At 72.2% G+C, this 23,117-nt stretch carries 23 protein-coding genes; 9 read left to right on the forward strand and 14 right to left on the reverse strand.

Annotated elements, in window-relative coordinates:
* Positions 1-82 precede the first annotated feature (82 nt).
* A complete protein-coding gene (locus tag ACZ6B8_RS22395) occupies positions 83-790 on the forward strand; it encodes a TetR/AcrR family transcriptional regulator (protein ID WP_471082142.1) in 708 nt (235 codons plus the stop codon).
* Between the two features lie 37 nt (positions 791-827).
* Here ACZ6B8_RS22395 and ACZ6B8_RS22400 read toward each other — a convergent pair whose 3' ends face one another.
* The 6 genes from ACZ6B8_RS22400 to ACZ6B8_RS22425 all read right to left on the reverse strand — a co-directional run bounded on the left by ACZ6B8_RS22400 (position 828) and on the right by ACZ6B8_RS22425 (position 8,076).
* A complete protein-coding gene (locus ACZ6B8_RS22400) occupies positions 828-995 on the reverse strand; it encodes a hypothetical protein (protein WP_471608300.1) in 168 nt (55 codons plus the stop codon).
* A gap of 47 nt (positions 996-1,042) precedes the next feature.
* Entirely contained in the window at positions 1,043-2,101 is a 1,059-nt protein-coding gene (locus tag ACZ6B8_RS22405; RefSeq protein WP_471608301.1) for a methyltransferase, read from the reverse strand.
* A 156-nt stretch (positions 2,102-2,257) separates the two neighbouring features.
* Complete coding sequence (locus ACZ6B8_RS22410; RefSeq protein WP_471608302.1) at positions 2,258-4,360, reverse strand: ABC transporter ATP-binding protein; 2,103 nt, start codon at positions 4,358-4,360, stop codon at positions 2,258-2,260.
* A gap of 16 nt (positions 4,361-4,376) precedes the next feature.
* Complete coding sequence (locus ACZ6B8_RS22415) at positions 4,377-5,282, reverse strand: ABC transporter permease (RefSeq protein WP_471608303.1); 906 nt, start codon at positions 5,280-5,282, stop codon at positions 4,377-4,379.
* On the reverse strand, positions 5,279-6,238 hold the full coding sequence (locus ACZ6B8_RS22420) for an ABC transporter permease (protein ID WP_471608304.1): 960 nt from the start codon (positions 6,236-6,238) through the stop codon (positions 5,279-5,281). Before ACZ6B8_RS22420 ends, ACZ6B8_RS22415 begins: the two co-directional genes overlap by 4 nt.
* The gene (locus tag ACZ6B8_RS22425) at positions 6,235-8,076 is read right to left on the reverse strand and encodes a peptide ABC transporter substrate-binding protein (protein WP_471608305.1); all 1,842 of its coding nucleotides are present in this window, start codon (positions 8,074-8,076) and stop codon (positions 6,235-6,237) included. The genes ACZ6B8_RS22420 and ACZ6B8_RS22425 overlap by 4 nt, the downstream gene beginning before the upstream one ends.
* Before the next feature lie 205 nt (positions 8,077-8,281).
* On the opposite strand from ACZ6B8_RS22425, the gene ACZ6B8_RS22430 reads away from it, so the two are divergent.
* From ACZ6B8_RS22430 to ACZ6B8_RS22445, 4 genes are all read left to right on the forward strand, one after another.
* A complete protein-coding gene (locus ACZ6B8_RS22430) occupies positions 8,282-9,478 on the forward strand; it encodes an ROK family protein (RefSeq protein WP_471608306.1) in 1,197 nt (398 codons plus the stop codon).
* Positions 9,475-11,049, forward strand: coding sequence for a M81 family metallopeptidase (locus ACZ6B8_RS22435; protein ID WP_471608307.1), 1,575 nt, complete (start codon positions 9,475-9,477; stop codon positions 11,047-11,049). The genes ACZ6B8_RS22430 and ACZ6B8_RS22435 overlap by 4 nt, the downstream gene beginning before the upstream one ends.
* 102 nt (positions 11,050-11,151) lie before the next feature.
* Complete coding sequence (locus ACZ6B8_RS22440) at positions 11,152-11,979, forward strand: transporter substrate-binding domain-containing protein (protein ID WP_471608308.1); 828 nt, start codon at positions 11,152-11,154, stop codon at positions 11,977-11,979.
* 73 nt (positions 11,980-12,052) lie between these two features.
* Entirely contained in the window at positions 12,053-12,436 is a 384-nt protein-coding gene (locus ACZ6B8_RS22445; RefSeq protein WP_471082113.1) for a VOC family protein, read from the forward strand.
* Between the two features lie 48 nt (positions 12,437-12,484).
* On the opposite strand, the gene ACZ6B8_RS22450 is transcribed toward ACZ6B8_RS22445, so the two are convergent.
* Together ACZ6B8_RS22450 and ACZ6B8_RS22455 are read right to left on the reverse strand one after the other, a co-directional pair.
* A complete protein-coding gene (locus ACZ6B8_RS22450) occupies positions 12,485-12,814 on the reverse strand; it encodes a DUF3040 domain-containing protein (protein WP_471608309.1) in 330 nt (109 codons plus the stop codon).
* Between the two features lie 117 nt (positions 12,815-12,931).
* Positions 12,932-14,011: an NADH:flavin oxidoreductase/NADH oxidase gene (locus tag ACZ6B8_RS22455; RefSeq protein WP_471608310.1), complete on the reverse strand. Its 1,080-nt coding sequence runs from the start codon at positions 14,009-14,011 to the stop codon at positions 12,932-12,934.
* A gap of 147 nt (positions 14,012-14,158) precedes the next feature.
* On the opposite strand from ACZ6B8_RS22455, the gene ACZ6B8_RS22460 reads away from it, so the two are divergent.
* Entirely contained in the window at positions 14,159-14,533 is a 375-nt protein-coding gene (locus tag ACZ6B8_RS22460; protein ID WP_471082104.1) for an ArsR/SmtB family transcription factor, read from the forward strand.
* A gap of 45 nt (positions 14,534-14,578) precedes the next feature.
* Here ACZ6B8_RS22460 and ACZ6B8_RS22465 read toward each other — a convergent pair whose 3' ends face one another.
* Complete coding sequence (locus tag ACZ6B8_RS22465) at positions 14,579-15,943, reverse strand: FAD-dependent oxidoreductase (protein WP_471608311.1); 1,365 nt, start codon at positions 15,941-15,943, stop codon at positions 14,579-14,581.
* Between the two features lie 194 nt (positions 15,944-16,137).
* On the opposite strand from ACZ6B8_RS22465, the gene ACZ6B8_RS22470 reads away from it, so the two are divergent.
* Positions 16,138-16,641: a DUF6214 family protein gene (locus ACZ6B8_RS22470; protein ID WP_471608312.1), complete on the forward strand. Its 504-nt coding sequence runs from the start codon at positions 16,138-16,140 to the stop codon at positions 16,639-16,641.
* A gap of 42 nt (positions 16,642-16,683) precedes the next feature.
* Here the strand turns inward: ACZ6B8_RS22470 and ACZ6B8_RS22475 are convergent, their stop codons facing one another.
* On the reverse strand, positions 16,684-17,343 hold the full coding sequence (locus ACZ6B8_RS22475; RefSeq protein ID WP_471082098.1) for a DUF305 domain-containing protein: 660 nt from the start codon (positions 17,341-17,343) through the stop codon (positions 16,684-16,686).
* 176 nt (positions 17,344-17,519) lie between these two features.
* Here ACZ6B8_RS22475 and ACZ6B8_RS22480 point away from each other — a divergent pair, with 176 nt between their 5' ends.
* Entirely contained in the window at positions 17,520-19,022 is a 1,503-nt protein-coding gene (locus tag ACZ6B8_RS22480; RefSeq protein WP_471082095.1) for an LVIVD repeat-containing protein, read from the forward strand.
* On the opposite strand, the gene ACZ6B8_RS22485 is transcribed toward ACZ6B8_RS22480, so the two are convergent.
* The 4 genes from ACZ6B8_RS22485 to ACZ6B8_RS22500 all read right to left on the reverse strand — a co-directional run bounded on the left by ACZ6B8_RS22485 (position 19,019) and on the right by ACZ6B8_RS22500 (position 22,299).
* Positions 19,019-19,690 carry a TetR/AcrR family transcriptional regulator gene (locus ACZ6B8_RS22485; protein ID WP_471082092.1) on the reverse strand — a complete coding sequence of 224 codons (672 nt, stop codon included), beginning with the start codon at positions 19,688-19,690 and terminating at the stop codon, positions 19,019-19,021. The genes ACZ6B8_RS22480 and ACZ6B8_RS22485 overlap by 4 nt on opposite strands.
* 183 nt (positions 19,691-19,873) lie before the next feature.
* Positions 19,874-20,569: an HAD family hydrolase gene (locus tag ACZ6B8_RS22490; RefSeq protein WP_471608313.1), complete on the reverse strand. Its 696-nt coding sequence runs from the start codon at positions 20,567-20,569 to the stop codon at positions 19,874-19,876.
* A gap of 37 nt (positions 20,570-20,606) precedes the next feature.
* Entirely contained in the window at positions 20,607-21,293 is a 687-nt protein-coding gene (locus ACZ6B8_RS22495) for a phosphatase PAP2 family protein (protein ID WP_471608314.1), read from the reverse strand.
* A gap of 70 nt (positions 21,294-21,363) precedes the next feature.
* The gene (locus ACZ6B8_RS22500) at positions 21,364-22,299 is read right to left on the reverse strand and encodes a M56 family metallopeptidase (RefSeq protein ID WP_471082083.1); all 936 of its coding nucleotides are present in this window, start codon (positions 22,297-22,299) and stop codon (positions 21,364-21,366) included.
* Between the two features lie 142 nt (positions 22,300-22,441).
* On the opposite strand from ACZ6B8_RS22500, the gene ACZ6B8_RS22505 reads away from it, so the two are divergent.
* Entirely contained in the window at positions 22,442-23,080 is a 639-nt protein-coding gene (locus tag ACZ6B8_RS22505; RefSeq protein WP_471082666.1) for an HAD family hydrolase, read from the forward strand.
* Positions 23,081-23,117 lie beyond the last annotated feature (37 nt).

Consider the following 23,117-nt stretch of genomic DNA (forward strand, 5'->3'; position numbering starts at 1 on the left):
GTGCTTCCGGCCGCCCCGTTCCTCTAACATGGTTAGAGAACATCCGTGGACCAGGACACCGGGAACCAGAGGGGGTCGGCGCATGCCAGGCCAGCGAGCCGCCAACACGGCCCGGCGCCAGCCGAGACCGTCCATCACGCTGGAGGCCGTCACCGCGGCGGCGCAGCGCACGCTCCAACGGGACGGCCTCGACGCCCTGTCGATGCGCCGTCTCGCGGACGAACTGTCCATCCAGGCGCCCTCGTTGTACTGGTACGTCCGCAACAAGGACGAGCTGCTCGACCTCCTCGCCGACTCCCTCCTCGCCGATCTGCGCCTCGACGTCCACGTGCCCGACGACGGCGACTGGCAGACCGGGCTGCGCGAGATGATGCAGGAGTACCGCAAGTACCTGCTGTCCAAGCGGGATTCGGGCCGGGTCCTCGCGGGCCGGCTGCAGTTGGGTCCGCACTTCCTGCGGCACGCGGAGGTCATCCTCGGCGTGGTGCGCGGCGCCGGATTCGACGACCAGGACACCGCGGACTCGCTCTACTCCCTGACCCAGTACGTGCAGGGCTTCGTGCTGCACGAGACGTCGCCGCTCTCGGCGGACGTGGCGCGCGGCGCCGACCCCATGGAGTTCCTGGAAGCGGCGCGGGAGCGGCTCGCCGGCCTGTCGGCGCAGGAGTACCCCAACGTCGTCGCGGTCGGCGCCCGGCTCGCGCGCCCCGACATCGAGGCGCGCTTCAACTACGGGCTCGACCGGCTGCTCGACGGGCTGCGGGACCGGCTCGCGGGGAGCGGCTCCTAGAGCGCGTCCGGCCGGTCCCGCCGCGCGGTGTCGTGCTCTAGCCGTCGCGGTCCTGCCGCGTCTGCCGGGCGTCCCGCTCGGCCTGCTCGCGCTCCTGGCGCTCGCGGTTGCGGGCCTGCTCCTCGTCCTGTTTCTTCTGCAGGACGTGCTGCCGGGCGCGGTTGCGGGCCCGTTCCACGGGGTCGCCCTTCCACGGTGCTCGCATGGGGGTTGCCTCCTTGGTGTGGGGATGGATCCGGTTCGGGGGACGGCTCAGGCCGGCTGCGCGGGCCGGGCGATCAGCACCGACTGGGGCGGCGTCGCGGGGAGGACGCGCTCCAGCGTGAAGCCCGCGCGGCGCAGCAGCTCGCGCCACTCGTCCTCGCGGCGCTCGCGTCCGTCGTTGTCGGCGAGCATCTCGATGTCGATGAGCTTGGCCCAGTGGAAGCCGTTGCCCGGTGGCACGACGGCCTCGATGACGATGAGGCGGGCGCCGTCGCCGCCCGCCTCGCGGACCTTGCGGAGCACGGTGAGCGCGGTGGCGTCGTCGAAGCAGTGCAGCATGTTCTTGATCAGGTACGCGTCACCGCCCGCCGGGACGTCCTCGGTCGCGTCGCCCGCCACCAGGCGCACCCGGTCCGCGACGCCGAGCCGGCCGAGCCGCTCGCGGGCCAGGTCGATGACGTGCGGCCGCTCGACCAGGACGCCGGTGCTCGCGGGAGCGTGGGCGAGCAGCGTGCCGAGCAACTCGCCGTCCCCGCCGCCGAGATCGACGAGTGTGCCGTACGCGCCGAAATCGAGTGCGGGTGCGAGCTCGGCGGCGAGCTCCGAGGTGAGCTCGCCCATCGCGCTCTCGTAGACGGACCGGAAGGCGACGTTCTTGTCGAGGTGCTCGAAGAGCGGCATGCCGTGGGCGGCCTCGAAGGCGGGGCGCCCGGTGCGCACGGTGTCCATGAGCCGGCCGAAGGAGTCCCACATCGGGCCCTCGGTGAGCATGAGCACCCAGTTGCGTATGGGAGTCGGGGTGTCCTCGCGCAGGCAGTCGGCCATCGGGGTCAGCCCGAACCGCCCGTCGGAGAGCTCCTCGAAGACGCCCACCGAAGCCGTGGCGCGCAGACAGCGGTGCAGCGCCGGGGCGTGCGCGCCGACGGCGGAGGCGATCTCCGCGACGGGGAGCGGCCCTTCGGCGAGCACGTCGGCGACGCCCAGCGAGGTGAGCACGGAGAGGGGCTGGGACACCCACTTCGCCGCGGCGAGGGAGAGCACCCTGGCGTGCGGCGGGTCGTACGGGCCTCCGGGGAGGCCGATCGGAGCGGATGCCTCGGCAGTCACGTAACCCCCTGGGGACGGCGCCCTGACCGCGCCCCGCGGACCGGCGAGGCACGCTGTCTAACACTGTTAGGTGGTGCTCAGGCTAGCACCGTGACCGGATCGGGGCGAGGCCTCGGGCGGGATGCCGTCCGCGCGCAGGGCCATCGGTCTGCCGGTTCATCCCCGGGTGGGGCCCGCCTCCGGCACGTGCTCCAGGGGGAAGTGGCAGGCCACCTGGTGTCCCTCGCCGTCGGGTGTGCGGGCCTGTGGTTCGGTCGTGGCGCACACGTCCTGGGCGCGTGGACAGCGGGTGCGGAAGCGGCAGCCCGACGGAGGCGTCGCCGCGGACGGGGTCTCGCCCCTCAGGGGGGTGGTGGGTGCGGACCCGGTGGCCGCCTCCGGGTCGGGCAGGTTGACCGTGTCCAGGAGCCCGCGCGTGTAGGGGTGCAGCGGATGGGCGTACACGCGCTCGGCCGGACCGGACTCGACGAGCTTGCCCAGGTACATCACGCCGACGGTGTCCGCCAGATGCCGCACGACGGCCAGGTCGTGGGAGATGAACAGATACGTCAGTCCGCGCTCCCGTTGCAGCTCGCGCATCAGGTTGAGGATCTGCGCCTGCACGGATACGTCGAGCGCGGAGACCGGTTCGTCCGCCACGACCAGATCCGGGGAGAGCGTCAACGCCCGCGCGAGCCCCAGGCGTTGGCGCTGGCCGCCGGAGAACTCGTGCGGGTAGCGGTGCACGGCGCCGCGCGGGAGCCCCACGGCGTCGAGGAGGTCGGCGACGCGCTTCTCGCGCTCGGCACGGTCGCCGACACCCTGGATGACGAGCGGCTCGCGCAGGATCTCGCCGACCCGCATGCGCGGGTCCATCGCCGCGGTGGAGTCCTGGAACATCAGCCGGACGCGGCGGCGGTGCGCGCGCCGCTGCGCCCGCGACATCCGCGCCGGATCGGCACCGTCGAACCGCACCGCGCCGCCGGTCGGCTCCTCCAGGCCCGCGACGATCCGCCCGAGCGTCGTCTTGCCGCAGCCGGACTCGCCGACCATGCCGAACGTCTCGCCCTTGCGGACGGTGAGCGACACCCCGCCGACCGCGCTGACCGTGCCCCGGCTGCGCGCGAACGCACCGCCCTTGAGCGGGAACTCCTTGACCAGCGCGTCGAGTTCGAGGAGTACGGCACCGGGGGCGCCGGTGGCCGGCACGGGCGGGGGCAGGACCACGTCGTCCTCGGACGCGACGACGTCCGGCACCGGGTGGAAGCACGCGAACCGGTGCTCCGCGCCCTGCGCCGGGTCGTCCACGAGCCGCGGCTCCTCGGCGCGGCAGGTGTCGGTGGCGAAGGTGCAGCGCGGCGCGAACCGGCAGCCGGCCGGGGGCGCCGCGAGGTTCGGCGGCAGGCCCGCGATGGTGTGCAGTTCGGTGCCGCGCCCGGCGGCGCGTTCGGGCAGCGCGGCGAAGAGCGCCTCGGTGTAGCGGTGGCGGGGCCGCGCGAACAGGCCGCGTACACCGGACTCCTCGGCGACCTTGCCCGCGTACATCACCGCGACCCGGTCCACCCGGTTGGCGATGACGCCCAGGTCGTGGGTGACCAGGATCATCGCCATGCCGAGGCGGGTGCGCAGGTCGTCGATCAGCTCCAGGATCTGGTGCTGTGTCGTCACGTCGAGTGCGGTCGTCGGCTCGTCCGCGATCAGCAGCTTCGGCTCGCAGACCAGGGCCATGGCGATGGCCACGCGCTGGCGCATGCCGCCGGACAGCTGGTGCGGGTAGGCCTTCATGCGCTCGGCGGGCCGGCCCATGCCGACCAGGCGCAGCATCTCCTGGGCGCGGGCCCAGGCCTCCTTGCCGCCGATGCCGGGGCGGTGCAGGAGCAGCGGCTCCGCCACCTGCGCGCCGATGGTCATCGTCGGATTGAGGGAGGTCAGCGGGTCCTGGAAGACCATGCCGATGGTGTTGCCGCGGACGTCCTGGAGGACCGGGGCGGGCGCCGTGGCGAGGTCCTGCCCGTCGAACAGGACGCGCCCACCGGTGATCCTCCCGCCCGGCGGCAGCAGTCCGAGGACGCTCAGCGCGGTCATCGTCTTGCCGCAGCCGGACTCCCCGACGACGCCCAGGGCCTCGCCGGGGGCGAGGGAGAGGGAGACGCCGTCGAGGGCGTGGACGGTGCGCTCGCGCGAGGCGATGTCGACGCGCAGGTCCTCGATGGAGAGCAGGGCTTCGGGCGCGGACGCCTCGTTCGTGCGCTGCGACTGCGTGGGCTGGGGCTCGGTCATCTTCTCGTCTCTCCTGTTACTTCCGCAGCCGCACGTCGAACGCGTCCCGCAGCCCGTCGCCGATGAAGTTGAACGCGGCGACGACCAGCACGATCGCGATGCCCGGCGGGAAGATCAGCCACCAGTAGCCGTTCTGCGTATAGGTGATGCCGGCCGACAGCATCGATCCCCAGTCGGCCGAGGGCGGCGGGATGCTCAGGCCGAGGAACGCGAGATAGCTGACGTAGAGGATCGCGTCGGCGATCTGGAACGTGCAGTTGACGATGACCGTGCCGATCGCGTTCGGCACGATGTGCTTGAACACGGCGCGCGTCCCGCCGCCGCCCATCATCCGCATGGCCTGTACGTACTCGCGGTTGCGCAGCGAGAGCGCCTCGCCGCGCACCAGCCGGGCGGGGGACAGCCACGCCACCGCCGCGATGATCACGACGAGGACGCCCTTGCTGGGGGTGATGATCGCGGCCACCACGACGAGCAGGAACATCGCCGGGATGGCGAGCGCGGCGTCCGTGATCCGCATCATCGCGGCGTCGACCCAGCCGCCGAAGTAGCCCGATATCGCGCCGTACACGGTGCCGAAGAGGGTGGCGAGAAGGCCCGCCGCCAGGCCGATCTCCAGGGAGGTCCGCCCGGCGACCATCAGCCGGCCGACCATGTCGTAGCCGAGGTCGGTGGTGCCGAGGAGGTGGCCGGAGGTGCCCGGCGACAGGTTCGCCTGCGTGAGGTCGGTGTGGATCTGCTCGGTGTCGTACACCAGCGGCCCGAGATAGCTGAACGCGAGCAGCAGGAGCAGCACCACCACGCCCGTCAGGGCGAGTTTGTTGCCGGTGAAGACCCGGAGCGTACGGCGGGCCAGCGAGGGAGTGGCCTGCGCGGCGTCCTCGTGGCCCGGCGCGGTGGCCGGGGTGACCATGGTACTCATGCCACGCTCCGTATCCGGGGGTCGAGGACGGCGTACAGGACGTCGGTGAGCAGTGAGCCGACGACGGTGGCGACACCGACGACGAGCGTCACACCGAGCAGGACGGGGAAGTCGGATCCCTGCGCCGCGTTCCAGAACAGCAGCCCCATGCCCGGGTAGTTGAACATCGACTCGACGACGAGGGCGCCGCTGAAGAGGGTCGGCAGGTAGAGGCCGAGAAGCGTCGCGAGGGGGATCAGCGCGTTGCGCAGGACGTGCCGGACCATGATCCTCCGGCTCGACTGGCCCTTGGCCATCGCGGTGCGGACGTACTCCTCGCTGAGGTTGTCGAGCACCGCCGAGCGCATGTACCGGCTGAACATCGCGATGATGCCGAACGCCATCGTGACCACGGGAAGGACCAACCCGGTGAAGTCGCCGAGGAGTTGGCCGACCGTCTCGCCCTGCGGCGCCTCCGCCGGGAGGACGGGCAGGACCTGCGCGAACAGGATGATCATGATGAGGCCGAGGAAGAACACCGGCGTGGCGTACATCAGGAAGGCCAGGCCCGTGAGCGCGTAGTCGGACGCCTTGCCGCGCCGCACGGCCTGCAGCAGGCCCAGCGGCACCGCGATGACGGCCGCCAGCGCGGTGGAGAGGACCGTCAGGAGCAACGTCTTCGGCAGCCGCTGCTTCAGCAGGTCGAAGACGGGCGAGTTGAGCTTGAAGGACTCGCCGAGGTCCCCGGTGAGCAGCCGCTTCACATACATCGCGTACTGCGTCGGGAGTGAACGGTCGTAGCCCTGCTGGTGGTTGAAGTGCTCGATCTGCTGCGGTGTGCCCTTCGGGCCGAGGATCGCGCGGGCCGGGCCGCCCGGCAGCAGGTGCAGCAGCACGAAGACGATGACCGACACCAGGAAGAGGACGACGATCGCCTGAAGGAGGCGCTTGACCAGAAAGCCGGTGAAGCCGGTCACTTCTCGGCTCCCTTCTTCTTGACGTAGTACCAGTGCTGGGGCGCGAACGTGACGGTCGGGTTCTGCGAGACGCCGCGCAGGTCGTTGCGGATCACCGACACCTGGTACGCCGGGTTGGGCATCCACATCACGGGCAGCTGCTCCGCGAGGTAGGCGCCGTACTCGTGGACGGCCTTCATGTCGGGGGAGTACTGCACGCCCCGGATGATGCGGTCCGCCCGCTTGTCGCTGTAGTTGCCGAAGTTGGCGGAGGCGCCCGTGGAGAAGAGCTGTTCGCCGCTGGGGTTGAGCGGGTAGTACCAGCTGCCGGCCGTCCCGAAGAAGGACATGTCCCAGTCGCAGCCGGGGTCCTTCGCCCGGCACGGCACGGAGTTGCCGAGGACCGAGTTCAGCGGCTGCTGGCGCACGGTCAGCCCGATGCCGGCCTTGGAGAGCGACGACTTGAGCTCCTGCATCATGTTCGTCGTCTCGGTGGAACCGGACTGGGAGAGCAGGGTGAGTTCGAGCGGGGCGTTCCGCTCGATGCCCTTGCCGCACCGGTCCGATCCCGTGCCGGGGCGCACGCACCGCGCCGTGCCGTCCTCGATCCGCCAACCGTGCCGCGTCAGCAGCGCCTTGGCCTTGTCGACGGAGAACGGGTACCGGTTCTTCTCCATCTCGGGCGACAGGTACTGGCTCTTGGGCGTCACCGGCACCGGGCCGAGCGTCGGTGTCGCGCTGCCCTGCCAGATGACGTCGCTCATCGCCTTCTGGTCGACCAGGTGCTGCATGGCCCGGCGGATGTACAGCTGGTCCATCATCGGGCCGCCGTGGGCGGAGTTGAAGTTGTAGACGATGTACGTCGCCGCCCAGCCCTCCCACGGATCGACGCGGTACCCCTTGTCCTCGAACTTCTTCTTCTGCGCCATCACCGACGGCGGGATGTAGCCGTAGTCGACGCCGCCGGACCGCAGCACGTTGTACTCGGAGTCGGCGGTCGTGAACGGTTTGAAGACCACCTTGTCCAGGTGCGGGCGCTCCGACTCCGGGCCGGTGAACTTCTCGTTCGGGACGATGGTGACCTGTCCGCTGTCGCGCCAGCCGGCCAGCTTCCAGGGCCCGTTGACCGTCTTCCAGAGCGGATCGGAGGCGTACGAGCCGAGGCTCTTGGCGTGCTTCGTCAGCCGCGCGAAGACGGCCTTGGCGCCCGCGGGGGTGCGGTCCCAGTCGCCGATCCGCCCGCCGTCGGTCTTCGCGTCCCAGGCGTGCTGGGGGAGCGCCCGCAGCAGGGTGAGCTGGTTGGCGGTGAACCAGTCCGGGTTGTACGCGCGAGTGAGGTGCAGCCGAACGGTGTGGTCGTCGAGGGTCTCGAACCGCTTGACGTTGTCCGGCATCGTGCCGACCGAATAGCTTCCCCACTCCGCCTTGTTGGCCTTGACGAGGTGGAACCAGAACTCCAGGTCGCGGGCGGTGACCGGCGTGCCGTCGGACCACTTGACGCCCTCGCGCAGCGGCACGGTCACCGTCTTGTTGCCGTCGCTGTACTTCGGCTCCAGACCGAGCGTGCCCGGCCCGTGCGTGGTCAGCTCGTGCCGTTCCGTGTCCTGCACGGGGTCGTACACCGGCAGGAACATCAGGGCGTAGATGCCGTAGTTGTACGAGGCGCCGTACCCGGGCGCGCCGATCGGGAAGATCCAGTTGGGTGTCGCGGCCGGTGGCAGCGCCATCGTCGCCGTGCCGCCCTCCACGGGCGTGCCGCCGGTGGGGCCCATGTCGATGCTGCCGCCCTCGCGGGTGCAGCCGGTGAGGGCCGCCGCGAGGACGAGCAGCGCGGCCGCCGCGGACCTGAGTGAGCGCATGGCGATGGGCCTCCAAGGGGGACGGGGCCGGCCCGTGCCGGAGAACGACGGGGCGGCGCCCGAACGCTAGGCCGACGGTGAAAAACAAGTCAATAGCTTCATTCGGCAAGAAGTGGAAAATCAGGGAGGGGTGGTCAACTTGGTTCGGTCGGACTTAGTGTTCGTCCCGTTGTCGAATGAACATCTCGAAGCAACTGGGGGCGCCATGACCGGAACACCACTCGGCGAGCCGGGATCGGCGCTGCACATCGTGCATCTGGTCTCCTCGGGCGCCGCCACGTCCCGGGCGGACCTCGTACGCGAACTGGGCCTCGCCCCCTCGACGGTCTCCCTGCGGGTACAGGAACTCGTCGACGCCGGGCTGCTCTCCGAATCCGGCGAGGGCGCCTCGCGCGGCGGGCGCAGGCCGCGGCTGCTGCGCGTGGCCCCGCAGGGCGGCGTCGCCCTCGCCGCGGACCTCGGCAGCCACCACGCGCGGCTCGGCGTGGTCGACCTCGGCGGCGAGGTCAGCGACGCCGTCGACCTGCCGCACGACATCACCGCCGGGCCCGAGTCCGCCGTCGACTGGCTCTGCGGCCAGGCCGAGGAGTTCGTCGCCCGCCGGCGTGCGGAGGGCCGTACGGTGCGTGCGTTCGGCGTCGCCTTCCCCGGCCCCGTACAGCCTGCCACCGGACGCGTCCTCAGCCCGTCCCGGATGCCCGGCTGGCACCGCTACCCGCTGCGCGACGTCCTCGCCGAGCGGCTCGGCATCCCCGTCACCGTCGACAACGACGCCACGATGATGGCCGTGGGCGAACATCGCGTCGCGCGCCCCGAACTGGATCATCTCGTCGTCGTCAAGGCCGGGCGGGGCATCGGCAGCGGGGTCATCTCCGCGGGCCGCCCGCACGACGGCGCGAACGGCAGCGCGGGCGACATCAGCCACGTCCGCGTCGACGCGGCCGGCGACCGCCCGTGCAGCTGCGGCAACATCGGCTGTCTGGAGACCGTCGCCAGCGGCGCCGCCCTCATCCGCGAACTCGCCCTGCGGGGCGTCGAGGTGAACGACACCGCCGATCTGCTGCGTCTCGTGGCGGACGGCGACCCGCAGGCCACCACCCTGGTCCGCACGGCGGGACGGCACATCGGCACCGTCCTGTCCGTCGTCGTCAATTTCTTCAACCCGCAGGCCGTGGCGCTCGGCGGCGTACTCGCCACCGCCGAACCCCTGGTCGCCGCCGTACGCGGGGTCCTCTACGAACGCTGCCTGCCGCTCGCCACCGCTGACCTGGAGATCACCACCACCGTCACCGGCGCCGACGCGGGCCTCCTCGGCGCCGGCCTCACCGCCCTGCGCCACCACCTCCCGACCGCCCCGGCCGGCCAGGCCCCCGCCCACCAGGAAGAGAGCGCACCCGCATGACCCCCTCCGCCCACCCCCGCCGCCTGCGCATCGGCATCGGCGGCATCGGCATCGAGTCGTCCACGTTCTGCCCGCACCGCTCCACCACGGACGACTTCCGCCGGACGCGCGGCCAGGAACTCCTCGCCCGCTACACCTGGACGCGGGCGGACTCCGACCTCGCCGCGGCCGTCGAGTGGGTGCCCCTGCTGCACGCGACCTCCCTGCCCGGCGGCCCGGTGGAGGCGGAGTCGTACCTGATCCTCAAGGACGAACTCGTCACCCGCATCAGGGAGGCGGGCCCGCTCGACGGCCTCGTGTACGACATCCACGGCGCGATGAGCGTCGTCGGCCTCACCGACGCCGAGGCCGACCTGACCGAGGCGGTCCGCGCCGCCCTCGACGCCGTCGGCACCCCCGACGGCGTCGGCCGCCCCATGATCTCCACCGCCATGGACCTGCACGGCAACGTCTCGCGCCGCTTCGCCGACCCCGTCGACCTGCTCACCGCGCACCGGCTCGCCCCGCACGAGGACGCCTGGGAGACCCGCGAGCGCGCGGCCCGCAACCTGGTGCGCTGCCTGCTCGACGGAGTCCGCCCGCACCGCGCCTGGGTCCAGGTGCCGGTCCTGCTCCCCGGCGAGAAGACCAGCACCCGCCTGGAGCCCGCCAAGTCCCTCTACGCCTCGCTCGCCGAGATCGAGCGGCGGCCCGGCATCCTCGACGCCGCGATGTGGGTCGGCTACGCCTGGGCCGACGAGCCGCGCTGCAAGGCCGCCATCGTCGTCACCGGCGACGACGCCGAACTCGCCGCGGCCGAGGCCGAGAAGCTCGCCCGCCGGTACTGGCGGGCCCGCCGCGACTTCGTCTTCGTCGGCCCGACCGGCACCGCCGAGGAGTGCGTCGAGCGTGCGGTGGCCTCGCCCCAGCGCCCCTTCCTGATCAGCGACTCGGGCGACAACCCGACGGCGGGCGGCGCGGGCGACCTCGCGTACATGCTCGGCAAGCTCCTGGAGAACGACGCGATCCGCTCCGGCGAGGTCACCGCCGTCCACCCCGGCATCACCGACCCGGTCGCCGTCGCCCGCTGTTTCGACGCGGGCGTGGGCGCGGAGGTGACGCTGAGCGTCGGCGGCAAGGTCGACCCGCACCACGGCGGTCCGTACGAACTCACCGGCACCGTCGTCGCGTTGCAGCGCGCCGCCGACCAGAAGGACCGCGCGGAGGGCGGCGCGTACGACCGCGGCGTCGACATGGCGGCGGTACGCAGCGGTGGCCTCACGGTCGTCCTCGTCGAGCGCCGCAAGCCGTTCCACACCCTGGCCGACTTCCTGGGCCCCGCCGAGGGCGGCCTCGGCATCGACCCGCGTACGTACGACATCGTGGCCGTGAAGATCGGCTATCTGGAGCCCGAGCTGTACGACATGGCGGCCGACTGGCTGCTCGCCCTGACACCGGGCGGCGTCGACCAGGACCTGCTGCGCCTCGGCCACCACCGGGTGGAGCGGCCCCTGTACCCGTTCGACGAGGACGCGTACGCCGGCGAGGAACCGGACCTGACCCCGGCCTTCCTCACGCCGCTCGCTCCGTGAGAAGGGGGTTCATCCGCGGATGAGGGTCTGCGAGGGTGATCTCGCCCAGCCGTCCCCCCCACCGCAGACCAGCCGTTCCCGCCCATCGCAGAGGAGCCTCCTGTGAAGCGTGCCGCCACCTTGTCCGCCCTGGTCTGCCTGCTGGTCGTCACCGCAGCCGCGCCCGCCGCTCCCTCCGCCGCGGGCGCGCGGCCGGACCCGGCGGCGCGCCGGCACGGCAGTCTTCTGGACTCCGTCCCGAAGAAGGGGGTCCTGAAGGTCTGCACGACCGGCGACTACGCCCCGTTCACGCAGCGGGATCCCGCCGACGGCACGTACCGCGGGATCGACATCTCGATGGCGCGCGACCTGGCGAAGAGCCTCGACGCGAAGCCCAGGTTCCTCGCCACGACGTGGGCGGAGCTGACCCGCGACGTGGCGACGCGGCGGTGCGACATCGGCGTCGGCGGCCTGTCCATCACGCTGCCGCGCGCCCGGCAGGTCTCCTTCGGCGAGCCGACGCGCGAGGACGGCAAGACGCCCATCGTGCGCTGCGCGGACAAGGAGAAGTTCGGCGCGGGCACCCTCAAGGACATCGACCGGCCCGGCACGCGGGTCGTCGTCAACCCCGGTGGCACGAACGAGGAGTTCGCCCGCGCCCACATCAAGCGGGCGACCATCGCGCTGCACCCGGAGAACACCACGATCTTCCAGGAGATCGTCGACGGCCGGGCGGACGTGATGATGACGGACGCGAGCGAGACCCGCTACCAGTCGAAGATCCACCCCGAACTCTGCTCCCTCCACCCCGACAAGCCCTTCACCTTCTCGGAGAAGGCGTACGCGACACCGCGCGGCGACGGCGAGTTCACCGCGTACGTCGACCAGTTCGTCCACCTCGCCACCCACGACGGCACATACGCGCGGTACGAGGGGGAGTGGATGAAGTGAGGCGCGCCGAGGCCCGTAAGTGCCGGGACGCCGCACGCCGTTTGGAGGGGGCGGCGCGGGGGATCCGGTCCGTATGACCGTTCACAAGAAGACCGTGCTCGTACTGGACTGCTCGGAGCCGGAGCGGCTCGCCGAGTTCTATGCCGGACTGCTGGGGGGAGAGACGCAGTTGAGCAAGGACCCGGACTACGTCGAGGTCACCCACGAGGACGGGGTCTGCCTCGCGGTGCACCGGGAGCGCGACTACATCCCGCCGAGCTGGCCCCGGCCCGAGGACTCGCAGCAGGCTCACCTGCGGATCATGGTGGCCCGCGGGGACATCGACGAGGCGGAGCGCGAGGCGGTCGGTCTGGGCGCGCGCCCCGTCGACACCAAGGACAACAGCGGGCCGCGGGACACCCGGACCTACTCCGACCCCATGGGCCACTCCTTCACCCTGGCGGTCATTCCCGAGTGAGGGTGCGCGAGCGGGGGTTTCCGGTGACGGATCCCAAGGAGGGGCGGCTCACGGGTCGTTCGGGACGCGGTCCGTCAACGGGCACAAAAGGCGCAGCGCGCCGATCAGCGTGAGCGCCCACAGGCCGGCGAAGGCCCAGACCACGGCCGGTGTGGAGGTGCGGAGCCCGATGACGAGCAGCGTGCCGCTCAGCACCGCGAGGCAGGCCACGGTGAACGGGTGCGGCGTGTGCGTCAGTACGGTTCGCGCGTGATGCCTCAGCCGCGTGAGCCCGCAGCGCAGCTGCCAGCGGATCCGAAAGGCCCGGTCGAGCCGGAGTGAGTCCTCCAGCTCGTCCAGAACGCGCTGCTCGTGCTCCGGAAGTCGCTCCGCGGTCATGGCCGCCCCTCCCGCGCCGCATGGGATCCGACCGTATCGGATGAGGTTCGGCGAACGGGTGCCCCGCGCCGCCCGTCCCAATCGGGCGGCTACGCGGCATGCGACGGGCGGCAGCCGTCAGACGGAGCGGTGGTACTGGTCCGGCACGTGCACCTCGGCGCCGAGCTCGCGTCCCGCGCGCCGTGCCCACGACGGGTCCCGCAGGAGCTCCCGGCCCAGCAGGACGGCGTCCGCCTCGCCGTTGGCGAGGATCTTCTCGGCCTGGGCCACCTCGGTGATCAGCCCCACCGCGGCGACCGGCAGCGCCGTCTCGGCCTTCACCCGCGCCGCGAACGGCACCTGGTAGCCGGGCTCGACGGGGATCCTGACGCCGGAGGCGTTGCCGCCGGTGGAGACGTCGAGCAGATCGACGCCGTGCTCCTTGAGCGTGCCGGCGAAGCGGACGGTCTCGTCCGCGGTCCAGCCCGCCTCGTCCAGCCAGTCGGTGGCGGAGATCCGGAAGAACAGGGGCTTGTCCTGCGGCCACACCTCCCGCACCGCGTCGACCACTTCGAGCGCGAAGCGGGTGCGGTTCTCGTACGAGCCGCCGTACACGTCGGTGCGCCTGTTGCTGTGCGGCGAGAGGAACTCGCCGATCAGGTAGCCGTGGGCGCCGTGCAGCTCGGCGATCTCGAAGCCGGCGTCCAGCGCGCGCCGCGCGGCCTCGGCGAACTGGCCGACGACCTCGCGGATCTCCTCGACGGTGAGCTCCGACGGTACGGGGTGCCCCTCGGCGAAGGGGACCTCGCTCGGGGCGACGGGGCGCCAGCCGCCCTCGTCCGTGCCCAGCGGGGCGCCGCTCTTCCACGGGCGCTCGGTGGACGCCTTGCGGCCGGCGTGGGCGAGCTGGATGGCCGGCACGGTGCCCTGGCTCTTCAGGAAGTCCGTGGTGCGACGGAACGCGCGGGCCTGGGTGTCGTTCCAGATCCCCAGGTCGTACGGGCTGATCCGGCCCTCGGGGCTCACGGCGGTGGCCTCGACGATGATCAGGCCGGTGCCACCGGCGGCACGGGCCGCGTAGTGCGCGAAGTGCCAGTCCTGCGGGACCCCAGCCTCGGGCCCGTCGGGCGCCGCCGAGTACTGGCACATCGGGGGCATCCAGATCCGGTTCGGAATCGTCAGGGATCGCAGGGTGTACGGCTCGAACAGCGCGCTCACGGCGGGCTCCATTCGTTCACGACGGATGTACTCGTCGTACGATAAACCTCGTAGTACGGCGCCTGTCAAACTACGGTGACTCTCGTACAATGGGCCCAGGGATCGTCCGGGCGGGGCCCCGGGCGCACAGGACGAAGTGGAGCCGCCATGACGACCGCCGCCGCGACAGGCAGCGCGAGCAGCAGGACGCTCGCCCACCCCGGGCCGGACGAGGTCCGCCTGGAAGGGGTGCTGCACGCCTTCGCCGACCCGATGCGGATGCGGGTGGTGCGGGAACTGGCCCGCGAGGAGGGGGCGGACGGGCTCTCCTGTTCGTACTTCGACCTGCCCGTCACCAAGTCCACCTGTACGCACCACTTCCGGGTGCTGCGGGAGAGCGGAGTGATCCGGCAGATCTACCGCGGCACGGCGAAGCTGAACGTACTGCGCCGCGACGACCTGGACGCGCTCTTCCCCGGCCTCCTCGACAGTGTCCTCGCCGCGGCCGCCCGCCAGGACGAGCGGCTGGCGGACCGGGGCTGAGCCGGGGCGAGGGGCCGAGCGTTCCGGGCGAGGGGTCCTCCGGCGCTACGGGGTACGCGTCGCCGCCGCCCGCAGCCCCTCCCAGTCCGGGATCTTGACCACGCCGCGCCCGAGCGTGTGCCCGAGCTCCGCCTCCGCACGCTCGATCGCCAGCCAGCCCGGCCACTCGACCGGCCTGAGCCCCGCCGCGCGCAGCCCCGCCAGGGGATCCGCCGGGACCTGCCGCGCCGCCAGCGCGGGGGCGTCGTCCAGCAGGGACGTCACGGTCTCCTTGGAGCACGGGCGGTTGGTGCCGATGACGCCGGTCGGGCCGCGCTTGATCCAGCCGGCCACGTACTCACCGGGCGACGGCACACCGTCGCGCAGCACCCGGCCCGCCGCGTGCGGCACCGTGCCGCGCTCCACGTCGAACGGCAGCCCCTCGATCGGCACCCCGCGATAGCCGACCGAGCGCAGCACGAGCTGGGCCGGGACGTCCTCGTACTGCCCCGACCCCGTCACCCCGCCCCGGCCGTCGGGCAGCGTGCGCTCGAACCGGACCGCGCCGACATGTCCGCCCGCGCCCGCCGCCAGCGAGACGGGCCGCAGGAAGAAACGCAGCCTGAGCCGCCGGGCGAGACCCCGCGGCGGGCGGTCGGCCCAGCCGCGCAGCACCTCGACGTTGCGGCGGCTCGCGGCGGGCAGCCCGGAGGGGTCGCCGTACGCCGGGTCGAGCGCCAACTCCGCCGGATCCACCACGACTTCGGTGTCCGGGAGGGCGCCGAGCTCGCGCAGCTCCTTGGTGGTGAACCGGGCCTGCGAGGGCCCGCGCCGCCCCACCACGGACACCTCGCGCACCCGGCTCTGCGCGAGCACGCCGAGCGCCGCGTCCGGCATGTCGGTGGGGAGCAGCTCGGCGGCCCCGCGCACCAGCATCCTGGCGACGTCCACCGCCACGTTCCCGACGCCGATGACCACGGCGGACTCCACGTCCCGGACGAAGCCGGCCCGCGCGCCCCGGTCCGTCATCGCGTCCGGATGCGCGCTGTACCAGGAGACGAACTCGGTCGCCGAGTAGCTGCCCGGCAGATCCTCGCCGGGCACCCCGAGCCTGCGGTCCGCCGCCGCGCCGACGCAGTAGACCACCGCGTGGTAGAGGTCGAGCAGCCGGGCCGGGGGCAGCGCGCCGGGGCCGATCTCGACGGAGCCGAGGAAGCGGACGCGCTCGTGTTCGAGGACCGTGCGCAGGTTGCTCTGCAGGGACTTGATCTTCTCGTGGTCCGGCGCCACCCCGTAGCGGACCAGGCCGTACGGACAGGGCAGGCGGTCGAGCACGTCGACCCGCACCCCCGGCACCCGGTCCTGCTGGACGAGGGACTGCGCGGCGTACACCCCGCTGGGGCCCGAACCCACGACGGCGACCTGCAGCACGGTGGTGCTCCTTCCGCGAGGCGACCCCGGGACGGTTTCAGGATCGCACCGCAGCCCTGCGCTGTCAGGGTGCCGCGGGGCCGGGTCCCGGCATCCGTGTGCGTGCCGTTCCCTGCGGGACGCGGCGGCGCGGATAGCGTGCGCCTGTGCGGGACAGATCATTTATTGACGGTTCTGATCATTTTCGACCGGGTGTGGGGTCGCTCGAACAGCCGGGCCCCGGCTTCGGGGCGGTCTCCCGGGCGGATCCCCCGGCGGATCCTGTCGCGCCCTCGTTCCGCGTGCGGCTGACCTTCGGGGACGGGGCCGACGTCGACGTGCTCGCCGTCGTGTCGCACGGCCGGATCGCGATCAAGGACCTGCACGCCCAGCCACCCCTCTCCCGGGACGACTTCGCCGCCCTCGTCGACTGGATCGAACGCCCGCTGGCCGACGACCGCCGCATCGAGTCCCCGCGGCCGGGCGACCGCCGGGACGAAGTCCCCGCCACCCGGCACGCGCGCCCCTCGTGGCCGCGCGGCAGCTCCGGGCGCCGGATCGTCGCCGACGCCTACCGGGCCGCGCAGAGCGAGGGGCGGGACCCGGTGCTCGCCGTGATGTGCGTGACCGGCCGCAGCCGCCGCAAGTCGCTCAGGCTGATCGCGGGAGCGCGTGACGTGGGCTTCCTGTCACCGCGCCACAACCGGCGGAGCCGCTGACCCGACCGGCGGCTGAAGCCTGTCCCGCCGGGGCTCGCGCCGTCACTCCATGTCCCGCATCCGGCTGATCTCGCTCGACTGCTGGGCCACCACGTCGTTCGCCATCTCCTCGACCTGGATGTTGTTGCCGTCGGAGAGCACATCCGTGGCCATGGTGATCGCCCCGGTGTGGTGCGTGATCATCAGCTTCAGGAAGAGCTCGTCGAACGCCTTGCCCCGGGCGGCGCGCAACTGCTTCAGCTGCGTCTCGCTCGCCATGCCCGGCATCGTCCCGTGATCGTGCCCGGCGTGTTCGCGCGGACCCCCGTGGCTCTTGAGCCACCCCTTCATCGCGCCGATCTCCGGGCGCTGCGCCGAACTGATGCGTGACGCAAGGCGTTTGACGCGGCTCGACCCGGCCCGCTCCGGGGCGAGTCCGGTCATCTCCAGCGCCTGGCCGTGGTGCACGATCATCATCTGCGCGTAGGTGAAGTCGGCCGCGTTGGGGGAGTCGTCCTCGGACCTCTTCTCCGCGGCGTCCTCGGCGGACATCGTCGCCGCCGTCTCGCCCGGCTTGCCCGGGACGATCACCGAAGGGCCGGGCGACGCCTGCCGTTCGGCCTCCGGGCCCCCTTTGCCGCCCGTCTCCGCGTCACATCCCGCGAGGACGAGAACGGCTCCCGCGAGGAGCGTGCCGATGGCGGACGTACGACGATGGAGCACAGCGACCTCCGGTGACACACAGGCGACTTGGGGACCGTCTTAGCACGTCGATGCGCGTGATCGACCGGAAACTCTCGTCACGAGTCCATTTCCTTCTGTTGATCTGTGCATGATGAGCACGATACTGCGGGTGTCCGTGAACCGTTCGACTGCGAACGGCGACAAGGGAGGACGCAGTGACCCTGTTGAACAACCCCCGAACGCGGCGCAGACGCCTGGGAGTCGGCGCCGCAGCGGCCGGCCTGCTGGCCGCGCTGCTCACCGCCGCGCCCGCGGGAGCCACCCCCGACCCCGGTGACTCGCCCGCCGCCCCGAAGAGCGTCTCCCAGAGCGATGCCGACGGGACGAAGGAGGCCATTCGGCGCGGCGACATACCGGCGCCCGACGAGGTCGTCCACTCGGGCAACATCGAGCACCTGGCGAACATCCCCAAGGACGCGCTGCCCGGTCTGAACACCGACATCGCGTTCCAGGGGAAGTACGCCTTCGCCGGGAACTACGACGGCTTCCGCATCTACGACATCAGCGACCCCAAGGCGCCGAGGACGGTCTCCCAGGTCCTGTGCCCGGGCTCGCAGAACGACGTCTCCGTCGCCGGGAACCTGCTCTTCCTCTCCACCGACTCCTCGCGCAGCGACAACTCCTGCGACAGCACCACGCAGCCCGCCACGGAGAAGTCCTCCTGGGAGGGCATGAAGATCTTCGACATCAGCGACAAGGCGAACCCCCGGTACGTCTCGGCCGTCGAGACCGCCTGCGGCTCGCACACGCACACGCTGGTGCCGGAGAAGCGGAACGTCTACATCTACGTCTCCTCGTACGCCCCGAGCGCGACGTTCCCCGACTGTCGACCGCCGCACGACGGGATCTCCGTCATCAAGGTGCCGCGCAAGGCCCCGCAGAAGGCCGCGGTGGTGAACTTCCCCGTGCTCTTCCCCGGTGAGGGTCCCGACGGCGGCGGCAACCCCGGCGGTCCCACCAACCCGGGCGTCTCCAAGACCACCGGCTGCCACGACCTCACCGTGCTGCCGTCCGAGGATCTCGCGGCGGGCGCGTGCATGGGCGACGGCATCCTCTTCTCCATCAAGGACCCCGAGAACCCGCGGGTCATCGACCAGGTGCAGGACAACGCCAACTTCGCGTTCTGGCACTCGGCGACCTTCAACCAGAAGGCCGACAAGGTCGTCTTCACCGACGAACTCGGCGGGGGCTCCGCCGCCACCTGCAACGCGGCCACCGGCCCCGATCGCGGCGCCAACGGCATCTACGACATCAAGGGCAAGGGCGACAAGCGCAAGCTGGTCTTCCGGAGCTACTTCAAGATCCCGCGCCACCAGGCGGACACCGAGAACTGCGTGGCCCACAACGGCTCGCTGATCCCGGTCAGGGGCAAGGACCTCATGGTCCAGGCCTGGTACCAGGGCGGCGTCTCCGTCTGGGACTTCACCGACTCCACCAGGCCCAAGGAGATCGGCTACTTCGAGCGGGGCCCGCTCACCACCGACAAGATCACCACCGGCGGCTCGTGGTCGGCGTACTACTACAACGGCCGCGTCTACTCCAACGACATCCAGAAGGGCCTCGACGTCCTGAAGATCAACGACAAGCGGACCGACCCCGCCCAGCGGGTCCGGATGCGCGAGCTCAACGTGCAGACGCAGCCGGACTACTTCGACTAGGACGGGCCCCGGTGGGGTGGTCCTGACGGAAGGGGCCTCATCGGCCCGTTCGGAGATGGCCCGTCGGGCGGTGCGCCGCCCGGCGGGACACCGAGCTCCCAGTCGAGTCCGTACCGCTGGAACAGCTCGGCGCGCAGCCGCACCAGGGGCATCGGCGCCCCCGGAATGAGCAGCGCGAAGACCGCGCCCATCAGCAGGGCGCGCAACAGCGGATAGTCCTCGTCGGCGTCCGGCGAGCCGAACCGCACGACGGTGTCGCGCAGCAGCTCCGCCAGACGCTGCTGCTCCGGGCACTGCACGAAGCCCTCCGCCTGGAGGATGCCCGCCATGTGGGTCCGCATGAGCAGCGGCTCGTCGCCGGCCAGCCCCAGGATCGCGTCGACGGCCCGGGCCAGTCGCTCCCGCCCGTCGTCGGTGCGGGGCTCCCGTTCGAGCGCCGCCTCCAGCGTGCGGTGCATGAGCCGGTGCACGGCGGACTGCAGCAACTGCCGCTTGCCGGGGAAGTAGTAGGACACCAGACCGCGGGCGGCGCCCGCCCGGTCCGCGATGTGGCCGAGCGTGGTGGCCTCGTAGCCGTGCTCGCCGACCAGCTCCACCGTCGCCTGCAGCAGACGCTCCCTGGAACGTCTGCGCAATTCTTCATTGACCGATGGGCTACGCGGGGACATTCTGTAACTCCTGCGTTGACTGGCTCTGAGCCAATATACTCAGTGACGACCGGGGCGGAGTCTCCAGTGGGATTCCGCGCGGGTCGCGCCGGCCTGGGGCAGGCAGCACCGCGGGGGAGTGTTGCCTGCCCGCAGGCCGGTGTGTGCGCCGGAGCGTGCGTGTCCGGAGCGCCCGCTTCCGGGTCATCCGACGAGGTCGAGCACCCGACGCAGGGCGGCCGGGCGCCGCGCCACCGGCAGAGGGTCGACGAAGTGCACCGCGCAGCCGAGGCCGGCCGCGCCGGCGTCGGCCCGCCGGTCGTCACCGACCATCAGCGCCTCCCGCGGATCGACCCCGAGCGCGTCGCAGGCCGCGGCGAAGAGGCCCGGGTCGGGCTTCTGGATGCCGTGTTCGTACGAGAGGACATAGGCGTCGACATACCGGTCGAGCCCATGGGCGCGGAAGACGGGACGCAGATCCCACCCGATGTTGCTGACCACCGCGACCCCGATGCCGCGTGCGCGCAGCGCGCCGAGCACCTCGGCGGCGTCGGCGTAGGGCAGCCACGCGGACGGGGTCATGTGACGCGCGTACAGGGCGTCGTAGAGCCGGGGGTCGGGCAGCGGCACCTCCCGGGCCAGCGCGGTGAACGCCGCCCGGTGCAGGGCGGCGCTGCGGTCGCGGGTGGCCCACACCTCGGCGAGGTGCGCGGGCACGGCGGCGGGGTGGGCCCCGCCGGGCAGCGCGCCCGCCCGCTCCAGCGCGGCGGCGGCCCGCGCCGACTCGGCTTCGGGCAGCGGCACTTCGAGTTCGGCGAGCACGGCCCGCAGCCAGGCATCGGCCGGCTCGATCCGGAACAGGGTCCCGGAGAAGTCGAAGAGCACGCCCTTGACCGTCATCGAGACCTCCGCGAGGGGTGGGCCGGCGGGCGGGCGCTCACGTGCCGTCCGTGGCGCGCCTGCCGGGGCCGTACGTGTACGTCGCGACGGCCAGCGCCACGGTCAGCGCGCCCAGCAGCCACCCGCCGAGCACGTCCGACGGCCAGTGCACGCCGAGCCAGATCCGGGTCAGGCCGACCCCGGCGACCGAGACCGCGGCGAGGGTCAGCGCGGTGCGCCACAGGACGCGGCCCGCGCCGTGCGTGCGCAGCAGCCACAGCAGGAGACCGCAGACCACCATCGCCGTCATCGCGTGCCCCGAGGGGAACGCGGCGAAGTGCGCCGAGTCCACCGGGTCCGGCCAGGACGGCCGCGGCCGGCCGACCGCCGCCTTGAGTCCCTGCTGGAGCGCCGAGCCCGCGACGCAGGCAGCGGTGATCCAGAGCGCGAGCCACCACGCGCCGCGCAGCGCGAGCCAGATCACCGCCACCGCGACGAGCGCGCGCATCGCCCACGGGTCCCACACCCAGTCGCTGAGGATGCGGCTGACCCGGGTGATGGTGGGGTCGTCCACCGCCCAGCGGTGCGTGGTGCGCGCGATGTCGCCGTCGAGCGAGAGCAGCGGATGCCACTCCAGCGCGACCAGGAGGAGCAGCAGGAGCGCGGGGACACAGAGGGCCGCCGCGGTGAGGGCGGCCCGGGAGCCGGTCGGTCGGGTCGGGGTGGCGGTGGACGGGGGGTGCATGGAGTGATCCTCGCCGACGGAATCGGGGCGGCGGCCATCCCGGGGGCCGGGGCGTGGCGCGTACCCGAGGCTAACCCAGCGCCCGCAGACCGGGCACGAAGGTCACCAGGACGGGGATCACCGGCACGAGCGCCGCCGTCGCCGTCAGCCGCAGCCGGTGCCCCGCGGTCAGCCGCGGACGGGCCGAGAGCAGCCGGTGCACCCGCTGTGGAACGTGCGCCAGCGGGGCCGGGCAGGGACCGAACACGCCGCGGTCCTCGTTGAGTTCCACCAGGGCCAGGGCGATCGTCAGCCGCCCGAAGCGGCGCGAGGCCACGTCGTCGGCGGCGAGCTCCACGAGCCGGTGCATCTCGTCGCGGAACGCCGCGAACACCCGGACCTGCGGAAAGCCGATGGCCAGCGCGCCCGAGCAGTGCAGCAACCAGTCGTGTCTGGCCTGTGCGTGGCCCTGCTCGTGCGCGAGCACGGCATCGAGCTGACGGCCTTTCAGGCGACGCAACGCGGCGGTGGTGATGACCAGTTGAGGCGCCTGCCCCGGCAGCCACCAGGCGTCCGGGCGCTCGCCCTCGAGCAGGACGAGACGGTTGCTGCCGGGCTCCTCGCCCGGCAACAGCGGGGAGCGCACGAGGAGTTCGGCCCGCCGGTCGGCCCGCCGAGAGCGCGCCCGCATGATCTCCCGGGTCAGCATGACCGCCGTCCACACGCCGCCGCAGGCCAGGGTCAGGGCGGTCGTCGCGGCCCAAGGGCCGGGCGCCTGGAGGGCGTACGCCTCGACCACGGCGTGCGGCGCGGGCGCGAAGACGTGGCCGCGCACGGCCTGCCACGCGGCGGCGGCGCTCAGCGTCATGGAGAGCGCGCAGCAGAGCAGGACACCCGCCACCACGCACTGCCAGGCCCACAGCGCGACCACGGGTTCGCGCTCCGGCCAGTCGGCCCGCGCGAGCATCCGGGGGGCCACGACAGCGGTCAGGGCGCCCAGCAGCAACAGCGCGACGGGGACCATCATGTGGCCCAGCCTATGAGGGTTGGGCTACCGGAGGGTATGGCCTCCCGCTCCAAGTGACGCACGCCACGGTCGACACGGGTGTACCTCGCGTACGAGTGGCGACGCCTGGCGAGGGGTGCGACACCGTAGTGTGCTGACAGTGATCGAGACCATCGTGTTCGACGTGGGGGAGACCCTCACCAAAGACGACCGCTCCTGGGCAGCGTGGGCGGACTGGCTGCAGGTGCCGCGCCACACCCTCTCGGCGCTCGTCGGAGCCGTCGTCGCGCAGGGCGGGGACGGCGACGACGCGCTGCGGCTCGTCAGCCCGGACATGGACATCGCCTCGGCGTACCACGCGCGCGAGACGGCGGGCCGGGGCGAGCACCTGGCCGAGGCCGACCTCTACCAGGACGTGCGCCCCGCACTCGGCGGTCTCCAGAAGCTCGGCGTCCGCGTCGTCGTCGCCGGCAACGCGTCGGCGCGCGCCGCGGAACTGCTGCGCGACCTCGACCTGCCCGCCGACCTCGTCGTGACGTCCGGCGACTGGGGCGTGGCCAAACCGGACCCGGCCTTCTTCGCCCGGGTGCTCGAAGTGGCCCAGGCCGGACCGAGGGAGACGCTGTACGTCGGCGACCACCCCGCCCACGACCTCTTCCCCGCCACCCGGGCGGGGCTGCGGACGGCGCACATCCGGCGCGGTCCGTGGGGGCACTACTGGGCGAGCGACCCCGCCGTCGTCGACACGGCCGACTGGCGGATCGACGGCCTCACCTCGCTGGCGGCGCTGATCGGTCACTGAGGCGCGCCGCCCGACCGCCGCGCGGGTGCCGCCTCTG

The organism is Streptomyces sp. NPDC041122 (genome assembly GCF_055592445.1).

Coding starts and splice junctions, on each gene's coding strand:
- ACZ6B8_RS22395 (WP_471082142.1), top strand. CDS start 83: ATGCCAGGCCAGCGAGCCGCCAACACGGCCCGGCGCCAGCCGAGACCG.
- ACZ6B8_RS22495 (WP_471608314.1), bottom strand. CDS start 21,293: ATGCACCCCCCGTCCACCGCCACCCCGACCCGACCGACCGGCTCCCGG.
- ACZ6B8_RS22410 (WP_471608302.1), bottom strand. CDS start 4,360: ATGACCGAGCCCCAGCCCACGCAGTCGCAGCGCACGAACGAGGCGTCC.
- ACZ6B8_RS22500 (WP_471082083.1), bottom strand. CDS start 22,299: ATGATGGTCCCCGTCGCGCTGTTGCTGCTGGGCGCCCTGACCGCTGTC.
- ACZ6B8_RS22435 (WP_471608307.1), top strand. CDS start 9,475: ATGACCCCCTCCGCCCACCCCCGCCGCCTGCGCATCGGCATCGGCGGC.
- ACZ6B8_RS22445 (WP_471082113.1), top strand. CDS start 12,053: ATGACCGTTCACAAGAAGACCGTGCTCGTACTGGACTGCTCGGAGCCG.
- ACZ6B8_RS22460 (WP_471082104.1), top strand. CDS start 14,159: ATGACGACCGCCGCCGCGACAGGCAGCGCGAGCAGCAGGACGCTCGCC.
- ACZ6B8_RS22490 (WP_471608313.1), bottom strand. CDS start 20,569: ATGACGGTCAAGGGCGTGCTCTTCGACTTCTCCGGGACCCTGTTCCGG.
- ACZ6B8_RS22400 (WP_471608300.1), bottom strand. CDS start 995: ATGCGAGCACCGTGGAAGGGCGACCCCGTGGAACGGGCCCGCAACCGC.
- ACZ6B8_RS22425 (WP_471608305.1), bottom strand. CDS start 8,076: ATGCGCTCACTCAGGTCCGCGGCGGCCGCGCTGCTCGTCCTCGCGGCG.
- ACZ6B8_RS22450 (WP_471608309.1), bottom strand. CDS start 12,814: ATGACCGCGGAGCGACTTCCGGAGCACGAGCAGCGCGTTCTGGACGAG.
- ACZ6B8_RS22430 (WP_471608306.1), top strand. CDS start 8,282: ATGACCGGAACACCACTCGGCGAGCCGGGATCGGCGCTGCACATCGTG.
- ACZ6B8_RS22485 (WP_471082092.1), bottom strand. CDS start 19,690: ATGTCCCCGCGTAGCCCATCGGTCAATGAAGAATTGCGCAGACGTTCC.
- ACZ6B8_RS22415 (WP_471608303.1), bottom strand. CDS start 5,282: ATGAGTACCATGGTCACCCCGGCCACCGCGCCGGGCCACGAGGACGCC.